This window comes from Pedobacter sp. Leaf194, from assembly GCF_001423945.1.
Lineage (GTDB): Bacteria > Bacteroidota > Bacteroidia > Sphingobacteriales > Sphingobacteriaceae > Pedobacter.
Map to the genome: position 1 here is coordinate 196,518 of NZ_LMPU01000013.1, position 9,874 is coordinate 206,391.

At 39.5% G+C, this 9,874-nt stretch carries 7 protein-coding genes and 1 tRNA gene; all 8 read left to right on the forward strand.

Translation table 11 applies throughout. The features are described from left to right. Nucleotides 1-82: 82 nt before the first annotated feature. Nucleotides 83-316: a hypothetical protein gene (locus ASG14_RS18730; RefSeq protein ID WP_056872603.1), complete on the forward strand. Its 234-nt coding sequence runs from the start codon at nucleotides 83-85 to the stop codon at nucleotides 314-316. Between the two features lie 254 nt (nucleotides 317-570). Then, nucleotides 571-1,047: a VOC family protein gene (locus ASG14_RS18735; protein ID WP_200940373.1), complete on the forward strand. Its 477-nt coding sequence runs from the start codon at nucleotides 571-573 to the stop codon at nucleotides 1,045-1,047. A gap of 177 nt (nucleotides 1,048-1,224) precedes the next feature. Then, nucleotides 1,225-1,298 (forward strand) — tRNA-Arg (locus ASG14_RS18740). Between the two features lie 283 nt (nucleotides 1,299-1,581). After that, entirely contained in the window at nucleotides 1,582-4,083 is a 2,502-nt protein-coding gene (locus tag ASG14_RS18745) for a TonB-dependent receptor (protein ID WP_056872604.1), read from the forward strand. Nucleotides 4,084-4,141: 58 nt separating this feature from the next. Continuing rightward, complete coding sequence (locus ASG14_RS18750) at nucleotides 4,142-4,579, forward strand: PaaI family thioesterase (protein ID WP_056872605.1); 438 nt, start codon at nucleotides 4,142-4,144, stop codon at nucleotides 4,577-4,579. 100 nt (nucleotides 4,580-4,679) lie between these two features. Next, nucleotides 4,680-4,922: a hypothetical protein gene (locus ASG14_RS18755; protein ID WP_056872606.1), complete on the forward strand. Its 243-nt coding sequence runs from the start codon at nucleotides 4,680-4,682 to the stop codon at nucleotides 4,920-4,922. 186 nt (nucleotides 4,923-5,108) lie between these two features. Beyond that, the gene (locus ASG14_RS18760; RefSeq protein WP_056872607.1) at nucleotides 5,109-8,294 is read left to right on the forward strand and encodes a SusC/RagA family TonB-linked outer membrane protein; all 3,186 of its coding nucleotides are present in this window, start codon (nucleotides 5,109-5,111) and stop codon (nucleotides 8,292-8,294) included. 10 nt (nucleotides 8,295-8,304) lie between these two features. Next, a complete protein-coding gene (locus ASG14_RS18765) occupies nucleotides 8,305-9,732 on the forward strand; it encodes a SusD/RagB family nutrient-binding outer membrane lipoprotein (protein WP_157275002.1) in 1,428 nt (475 codons plus the stop codon). Nucleotides 9,733-9,874 lie beyond the last annotated feature (142 nt).

Here is a 9,874-nt window from a genome sequence, read left to right on the forward strand (position 1 = left end):
GTTAATCCAGTAGATTAAATAATTCATTGCAGTGCGGATAATTTACATCACTTTTGCATTTCTTTAGTTTTGATAATTGATTATGGAAAACAACACAAATCCAGGCAAAAAAATTCTTAAACCGTCAGTAGTTCACGATGATTTGCCAGAAGTAAAGAAGCCAGAGCATTTACGAAAAGGTCCTGTAGACGATGATAATCAACTGCCCGAAAATCCGGAAAGAAACTATCATCATGAAGAGTTACGAAGTGTTAGCGGAAGCAACGATGAGATCAAGCATGCCGATGATGATATTTGGAATGGCGAAGATGCCTAACTAAGGCTTTTTCGTCAAAGTTTTTTCTTATTGTTTATTCGCTAGATAAGAGGTAATGATTATCCGCTGTCGCCCTTTTAATTAATTCTTTCCCTAAGAATTATTATTCAATACGTTGTGCCGTTATTGATATTACAAAATCCTTCCTAATAGTTAAAAATGTGATAATTAGCTTGTTGAAACAATTTTCGAATATCGGAAATGAGTTTTTCAACTTTAAACCTGATGATTCATTCAACATAAATATATAGAAAATGAAAAAAATAATATTAGTTTTAGTGATGGTTATGGTCTCATTTATATCGGGATTTGCGTTCAAAACCATTATTTTAAAACAAACTAAACAAGCAAATATGAAAAAGGTAACAGGCATCGGGGGCATTTTTTTTAAATGCAAAGACCCAAAAAAAATTACGGAGTGGTATAAGAAACATTTAGGTTTAGACACCAATCCTTATGGGGCAAGTTTTGAGTGGTTTGAAAAGGATGATAGTACAAAGAAGGCTCAAACACAATGGACACCCTTTGCGGAAACCACAAAATACTTTGAACCATCAACGAGCCAGTTTATGATAAATTACCGGGTCAAAAATTTGGAAGCATTAGTGGCGGAGCTAAAAAGTGAAGGTGTTACTATAGTAGATGATGTACAGCGCTTTGATTATGGAAAGTTTGTACATATCCTCGATGCTGAAGGCAATAAGGTTGAACTTTGGGAACCAAAGGATTAAGCTTTCAAGCATTAAAGGGCGTATTTCCGTTTGCTGGCTACAACTATCAATTAAATACTTATAGCTTAAAGAGTTAACATTTTCTTGTGAATCTTAAGCCAATCTGCCGTTGAAAATTTGAAATTAATTTGCTCTTTTTTGATAAGAACTTCTATATTTGCACACATTAAAAAATGAGCCTCGGTAGCTCAGCTGGATAGAGCGTCGGTTTTCTAAACCGAGGGTCAGGGGTTCGAGTCCCTTCCGGGGTACAAAAAACCCTCTTTAATTAATTTTAAAGAGGGTTTTTTTGTGCGCAAAATTCAAGGAAATACCTCACAAAGTACATTTTAGACAGAATTCACTGGCTGTTTGCTTTGATGCGGAAAAATTTTAATCATTACCATCCATAAACTGATTTTTTACAACATGCGTCTTGGTGTTAAGTGTCGCCGGCTTACCGCTTAATTCATGCTGTGCTCAAAGCATTAATTTATTTAATTTGATTTATTTAAAAATAAATTTAGATTTGTCTAAAAATAAGTTTAGATATATATGAATCATCGCTTACTTACGCTCGCTATCTTTTTTCTTTCGCTGGTTCCAACGGTCACATTCGCTCAGCAAACTACTTTAAGTGGGGTGGTTAGTAATGAAGACAAGCCAATAGAAAACGTAACCATCAGAGTTTTGGGATTAAATAAATCCACCAGAAGCGATGCTGCCGGTAATTACACACTAGATAGGCTCACGTTTGGAAACTATAGCCTCATTTTTTCCAAGGTTGGCTACGCTTCCAAAACTCTAAAGGTTTCCGTGAAAAATAGTAATGAAATTTTCAATGCAAGCCTCGAGCAGATTATATCAAACTTAAATGACGTGGTTGTAACCGGCGTAAACCGTGCTACCGAATTGCGAAAGAGTCCGGTACCTATAGCCGTGCTTTCGAAAAAGGTGATGGACCAAAATGCGAGTACAAATTTGATAGATGCCATTGTTAAAGGGGTGCCGGGCGTATCTGCAGTAACTACAGGGCCTAATGTTTCAAAGCCATTTATCCGAGGCTTAGGATACAACAGGGTATTAACTTTATATGATGGCCTTCGGCAGGAGGGGCAGCAATGGGGCGATGAGCATGGCATTGAAGTAGATGAATATGGAATTGGTAGGGCGGAAGTGGTTAAAGGGCCGGCAAGCTTAACCTACGGCTCAGATGCATTGGCCGGAGTGATTAATATGATTCCCTCAAATCCTGATTTTCAAAACAAAACTTTAATTGGCGATTTTACATCGAATTATCAAAGTAATAACGGGATGTTTGGAAGTTCGCTGGGGTTCGCCTATAGAAAAGACGATTGGAAATACACCTTTCGAGCAACCGGTAAAACAGCCCATAATTATTACAATCCGGTTGATGGCTATGTTTTTGGTACGGCTTTCCGGGAGTATAATTTGTCGGCAAGTGCACGGGTTGATAAAAACTGGGGATATTCCAAAACCGCATTAACCTATTATGATAACCTGATGGAAATTCCGGATGGTAGCCGTGATTCTTTGACCAGGAAATTTACCAGGCAGGTTCTGGATGCCGGAGATGATGTGAAAAACAGGCCGGTAGTCTATGAAAAGGACCTAACGGCTTACTCAATCAATCCCTTGCATCAGCATATACAGCATTACCGGTTTTACAACGCAAGCCAGTTCAAACTGGGAGGAAGCGATTTAAATTTGCTTTTTGGTGCGCAGCAGAGTGTGCGGCGGGAGTTTAACCATCCAACACTGCCATCACAGGCCGGACTCTATGTTGTTTTAAACACTTTAAATTATGATGTCAAATATAACCTGCCAGATTTTGCAGGTATTGAAAGTACAATCGGCATTAATGGAATGTTTCAGGGCAACCGAAGCAAAGCGGCTACAGATTTTCCAATTCCGGACTACAACCTTTTTGATATTGGGGCATTTTATTTTGCGAAAAGAACCCTTGGCAAAGTAGATGTTTCTGGTGGTGTACGTTTGGATAGAAGAAACATTAAATGGGAAAATTTTTATGTCGGTACAGATGCTGATACAGGTTTTGGAAAGCAGGTTAATGCAGGTTCTCCAAACGCCGGACTTCAGTTTCCTGCCTTCCAGAAAAGCTACTATGGTTTATCAGGCAGTTTAGGCTTAACGTATAATATTTCTGAAAAGTTTTTACTAAAAGCTAACATTGCAAGGGGTTATCGTGCACCGAACATTACGGAGATTGGTTCTAACGGATTAGATCCAGGTGCGCACATCGTTTATCTCGGAAACAGAAATTTCAAGCCAGAATTTAATCTGCAGCAGGATATAGGTTTAATTGCTCATCTGAAAGATGCCGATCTAAGTTTGGAGTTTTTTAATAATAGCATCCAGAATTATATTTATCAAAGCCGCTTAACGGACGAAAATGGAAATCCAGTGGTTATTGTACCAGGCAATATCACTTATCAATATCAGCAATCGAAAGCCAGATTATACGGGGCGGAATTGAGTATTAATCTTCATCCGGGAAATTTGAAGTGGTTAAGTTTTAATAACAGCCTCTCGTATGTAGTTGGCCTCAATAGAAATGAAGATTTGCTCGAAAAGCATGGACATGTTGCTAAATATTTGCCATTTATTCCGCCCTTGCAGCTGCGGTCTGAACTTAAAATTACCGCAAATAACGAAAGTGGTATGTTTGATAAACCTTATTTCAAAGTAGATGCCATTGTTATAGCAGCGCAAAATCGTTTTTATGGTTTGGATAACACAGAAACTTATACAGCCGGTTATGCTTTGCTAAATTTCGGAATGGGTTCAGCGGTGAAGACAAACACCGGTAAAAAAATATTTGATATTTTTATTCAGTGCGATAATGTCTTCAATAAAGCCTACCAGTCTAACCTCAACAGGCTCAAATATTTTGAATATTACAGCCAGTCGCCCAACGACCGATCGGGCATTTACAATATGGGGAGAAACTTTAGCTTTAAAGTCATCGTTCCAATCGGAACTCATTTGAGTATTTCAAAAATTAAAACCGAATAAACTGGTCGTCTACATCTCAATTAATGTCTGCGGTGGTTTATATTTCTTAACTTTAAATATGAATACTGTAAGCGAACAACGCCTGAATTTATTGAGGCAATCAATCGGTCGGGTCATTGACTCTTCACCATCAAATTATATGAACTGGCTTGCTCCGGTACTGGTTAAGGCCGAAAATGGAATTTTAGTTTGCAGTTATACCGTTCGGAAAGAAATGACAAATCCATATCAAATCTTGCACGGAGGGGTAACAGCAGGCATTATCGATGATTTAATTGGCGCCACGGTTTATACAATGGGTTTGGAAAGCGTGTTCACAACCGTTAGTAATTATATCGACTACTTTGCACCGGCAAAAGAGGGTGATGAAATTATCGCGGAAACTGCTGTAGTGAAGAAAGGGAAAACAATAATAAATTTACAATGTGAAGTATTTTTGCCCGCAAAAAATCGTTTAATAGCTAAAGGATATTCTAATATGTTAAGCATAGGTTAAGCCTTTTGCATGCCGTTAGTAAAAAATTGTTAATTCCTTTAAATTAACGAAACATTCTCATTTCTTGTGTGTTATAACTTTACCAAAAATATAATGAGCCATGTTAACAGATTATTCTACCCTGCAATTTATTGTTAGAGGCAAAATTTTTAAAGGATTTTGTATGCGCATCCACGACGACTTCCACGAAACCTACGCGGTTGTACTGGATGGTTATCATTCTTTCTGTATTTGGATGGATAATAAATCTTCCAAATGGTGTGCTTCGAAAAATGCTGTGATTGACGCAGACGCAATCGATGAAATTATCAATCGTATATCTTTACCGCCAGCAGTTTCATAATTTTGTAATGAAATTGTTGCCCATTCTTATCTACCGCTAACATGCGGGTTTCTGCTGCATTGTGCGGTATTTTTCAGTTTGTTGTTTTTTGGTGTAGCTGAATATTGTGTAAATAATGAATTACCATTAGGTGAAAAGTTGTATTTTAAGGCAACTTAAACAATTACTAACCTAAGATCTTTCATTATGAACAACAAAACCTTACTAACACTGTTAGGGATTTTGACGTGTCATTTCGTTTCATTTGCTCAAATTACAATCAGGGGAAAAGTTACAGATGCGCAAAACGTCGGCATTCCGGGCGTGAGTATAATGGTTAAGGGAAGCACGACTGGCGCATCGACCATTGCAGATGGCAGCTACTCAATTGCAGCCCCATCCAGTGCTAATACACTCGTTTTTACCTCTTTGGGTTTTGCTACCCGCGAAATTACAACTGCTGGGCGCACTCAAATTAACGTCCAACTTTCCTCCCAGGAAAACAACCTCGATGATGTTGTCGTTACAGCTCTTGGCATCAAACGCTCAGAGAAATCTATTGGCTACGCTACTCAATCCGTGAAAGGTGATAATTTAACGCTCACAAAAGAGCAAAACGTTATAGGTTCGCTGGCGGGTAAAATTGCTGGTGTTCAGGTAACCGGATCATCCGGCGCTAGTCTGGGCGGCACACAGAAAATCAAAATCAGAAGTGTCAATTCATTAACAGGAGGAGGTTCTCCTTTAATGGTTGTAGATGGAACGCCAATTGCCCAGAGTAACTTTAGCGGTGGCGAAAATGGTGTAGATTACGGTAATACCTCGCAGGATATTAATCCAGACGATATTGAGAGCGTTAACGTATTAAAAGGACCGGCTGCATCTGCACTTTATGGCATTAGGGGGCAGTATGGCGTTATTTTAATTACAACAAAAAAGGGCGCTAAAGGTCCAAAAAAAGTTGATATCAGTCTTAATTCGGCTTTTACAATTGATAAGATTGGCAATTTCATGCCCTTGCAAAATATTTATGGAGTGGGCAATAACCAAACCTTTTTAACGCTTGCGAATGGGCAGAAGTACGTTAATGGTAATGATGAAAGCTGGGGCCCGAAGATGGATGGAACACTTGTTCGTAAAATAAACAGCTTTTATCCACTCGATCCGGAATTTGGTCAGCTAAGCCCCTTTGTACCCCAGCCTAATAACATTAAAGATTTTTTTGAAACCGGCTACAATATTAATAATGGCATTTCAGTAACCGGAGGAGGCGAAAATTCTAATTACAGATTGAGTTATACAAACGCATACACAAGCGGAACGATTCCAAATACATTTTTAAAACGCAACAATTTAAGTTTGAGCTCATCTCTGGATATTACACCTAAATTAACGGTTGGCGTGAATGCCAATTACGCGAATAATGCTGGCCAAAGGCCTACTCAAGGTTATCAGGGTTCATTCACGGGGGCAGTACAGTGGTTTCAGAGAAATTTGGATATCAATACTTTGAGGAATTACCGGTATTCAGACGGAACGATTCTGAATTGGAATGTTAATCCAAGCACCGCTACGGGTTTGATTACGACGAACAAGCCAAGTGACTGGAACAACCCCTTTTTCGATGCTTATGAAGTTTTAAATAACGACACGAGAGATCGTTTATTCGGCGATATTAATTTGAGTTACCAAGTGTTGCCGGAGCTAAAACTGAGCGGTTTTCTGCGGTCGGATATGTATTTCCAAACCATTACCCACAAAGAGCCTCTTGGCGGCAGGCTGGTAGACAGCTATTCGGTTGGGAAGTATCAGAACAAAGATAATAATTATGAATTTTTAGCCCAGTTTACAAAAACTATCAATGACTTTTCTGTGAACGTAAACGCCGGTGCCAACTTATATTCTACAAGATTTAGTCAAACTTACCAGGCAACTGCCGGGGGTTTATCAAGTCCTAACACCTACACTATTGCGGCTTCGGTGGATAGACCAACTAGTACGTCATATCTGAGAGAAAAGCAGGTTCGAAGCTTGTATGCAATGGGTTCCTTTGGCTATAAGGATACCTATTTTATTGATGCTTCGATTCGTAACGATATTTCTTCGGCTTTGCCAAAAGATAATAATTCCTATTGGTATCCATCGGTCTCTGGAAGTTTTCTTTTCAGTAACCTGCTAAAATCAAAGGTATTATCTTACGGTAAGTTACGTGCAAGTTATGCAATGGCAGGTTCTGACTTTGCGGCTTATCAAACTGCTTTTACCTATGGTTTCGGAAGTAATTATCCGGCAACAGCAGGTTCAATAAATACCTTATTAGTGCCTGATAACCTTAAGAATCCAAACTTGAAACCTTCATTTGCAAACTCTTATGAAGCGGGGATTGACTTAAAATTCCTGAATAACCGTATTGGTGCTGAGTTTACAGTGTATCAACAGCGCAATAAAAATCAGGTTATCAACCTTTCGGTATCTGGTGCCAGCGGGTTCGACAATACGGTTGTCAATGCAGGTTTGATAGAAAATAAAGGTGTCGAGCTTTCCTTATCAGGAAGACCAGTTCAATCGAAAATGTTTACCTGGGATGCACAATTTAACTTTGCACACAACAAAAACACAATCAAAGAATTATACCCTGGTATTAACGTTTATCAGTTAGATTTGAACACCTATTCGAGTCAAACAATCTATCTTAATTCTTCTGTAAATCAGTCATTCGGTAATTTGATAGGCCCTGGCTATCGCAGAGATGCAGCGACAGGAAAAGTGCTGCTGGGCGCAGACAACATGCCGCTGTTTGATACTGCAAAAGATTTTGGGAGCGTACTGCCTCAGTTTACTGGCGGTATGTTGAATACTTTCCGCATCTGGAAATTTGATTTATCTGCAATGATAGACTTTCAAAAAGGCGGACAATTCTTCAGCTGGAGTAAAATGTTATCGGCGAAATCTGGTCAGGCTGAAGAAACAGCCGCAATTAATGATAAGGGTTTTAATGTACGCGAGCCTTTGGCAAGTGGCGGTGGTGTTAAGGTAAATGGAATATCAGCAGCTACTGGTCAGGAGGTTACTGCTTATGTTGATGCGAGAACCTATTACCGAACCAATCTGGGAACACGCATCTATGACGAGTGGATATATTCTGCTTCGTATATTAAATTGAGAGAAATTAGCCTGGGCTACAATTTCGATGCTGATTTTTTGAAGAAAACACCATTTAAAGGCATAAAGGTGGCGTTAATTGCCCGTAATCCTGTAATGATTTGGCAGGCTGCACCAAAGGGTGTTGACCCTTCAGAATTATCTTCCGGCAGTTCCGACATCAGCTGGATAGAAAAAGGCGAATTACAAACGGTACGCTCATTCGGAGTAAACCTGAATCTTAAATTCTAATATAAATAAGATGAAAAATATATATAAATCTCTTTGCATCGGTTTAATTGCAATGGTTGCACTTGCTGGATGCAGTAAGTTTGATGATGCAATAAATACCGACCCCAATAACCCGACTAAAGCATCTGGTACGCAACTCATCGCCAATGCAGAATTGTCTTTGCCCGGATTAAGTTCGTCGCCTTATGGTGTTCATTACCCCCAGTATTTATCGAACACTTCGTTTACCGACAACTCCAGGTATGTGACTACGAATTTTAACTTTTACGGCTTTTACACCGGTCCATTAAATAACCTGGAAACGGTAATCACAAATACAGCTCTAGATGCAAGCGAAGGGCCGATTGCAAATCAGGTAGCCGTGGCGAAGGTACTTAAGGCTTATTTCTTCTGGCACATGACAGATAGGTGGGGGCCGCTTCCGTACACTGAAGCGCTAAAAGGAAGTAGTAATTTTACACCAAAATACGATTCACAACAGGTTATTTATGACAATCTTTTTAAGCTTTTGGATGAGGCAAATGCCGGCTTCGTTGCGGGCAATATAAAAAACGATATTGTTTATGGAGGCGATGTTACAAAGTGGAAAAAGTTAGGTAACACCATTCATCAGTTAATGGCTTTGCGTTTATCGAAAGTGGATGTAAATAAAGGCAATGTCGAATTTAACAAGGCTGTGGCTAATGGCTTAATGTCGGCCAATACAGATAATCTTTCATATCCCCATTTGGCAGAGCAGAATAACGAAAATTACTGGTATAATTCGTTTACAAGACTAGGCAGAAACTGGTTTGCGGTAAGCAAGCCCTTGGTAGATTATATGCTTCCTTTAAACGACCCAAGACTTGCGGTTTATGCGAATAAGAACGCGGCAGGTAACTATGTTGGGCTCGATTACGGTTTGCCAGGTTCTGTTACGGTTGTTATCAACAATTACTCCCTGTTGGGCAGTAACCTGCGTTTACAAAACAGTCCTGTCGCCTTGGTAACCTATGCTCAGTCGCTATTTGCGATGGCAGAAGCCGCAAAGATGGGTTGGATAACTGGGGGCGAAACAGCGGCGAAAGCAAATTACGATAAAGCAATAGAGTTTTCTATTCGGCAATGGAATAATAACGATATAAGTAGCCTGAGCGCTTACCTTGCTAACCCTGCAGTAGCTTACGACGCAGCAAATGGTTACCAAAAAATCGGTAATCAACGTTGGGTTCACTTGTTTCTTCATGGCTATGAGGGATGGGCAGAATGGAGGCGGACAGGTTTCCCTAATTTCCTAGCGCCTGCTCCAAACAATAACGGAATTCTAATTCCGAGGAGGGAAGGTTACCCCACACAAGAACGTTCTAATAATGCATCAAATTACGCTGCTGCGGTCGCATCATTTCCATACGGTGGTGTTGATGACTTAAACGCAAGAGTTTGGTGGGATAAACCATAATTATTGTATCGCATTTAGATAAAAAAAAGCCCTGTTCTAATTGTGCAATGCCCCCAAAAAGTTAGACACTTTATGGGGGCATTTTTATGAGCAGAAAAGTTAAGCATAGTTTAGAATTTAAATTAGCTATTGTCAATCAAGT

What these genes read in the sequence shown, in the direction of transcription:
- ASG14_RS18750 (WP_056872605.1), top strand. Translation starts at nt 4,142, where the DNA reads ATGAATACTGTAAGCGAACAACGCCTGAATTTATTGAGGCAATCAATC.
- ASG14_RS18760 (WP_056872607.1), top strand. Translation starts at nt 5,109, where the DNA reads ATGAACAACAAAACCTTACTAACACTGTTAGGGATTTTGACGTGTCAT.
- ASG14_RS18755 (WP_056872606.1), top strand. Translation starts at nt 4,680, where the DNA reads ATGTTAACAGATTATTCTACCCTGCAATTTATTGTTAGAGGCAAAATT.
- ASG14_RS18765 (WP_157275002.1), top strand. Translation starts at nt 8,305, where the DNA reads ATGAAAAATATATATAAATCTCTTTGCATCGGTTTAATTGCAATGGTT.
- ASG14_RS18730 (WP_056872603.1), top strand. Translation starts at nt 83, where the DNA reads ATGGAAAACAACACAAATCCAGGCAAAAAAATTCTTAAACCGTCAGTA.
- ASG14_RS18735 (WP_200940373.1), top strand. Translation starts at nt 571, where the DNA reads ATGAAAAAAATAATATTAGTTTTAGTGATGGTTATGGTCTCATTTATA.
- ASG14_RS18745 (WP_056872604.1), top strand. Translation starts at nt 1,582, where the DNA reads ATGAATCATCGCTTACTTACGCTCGCTATCTTTTTTCTTTCGCTGGTT.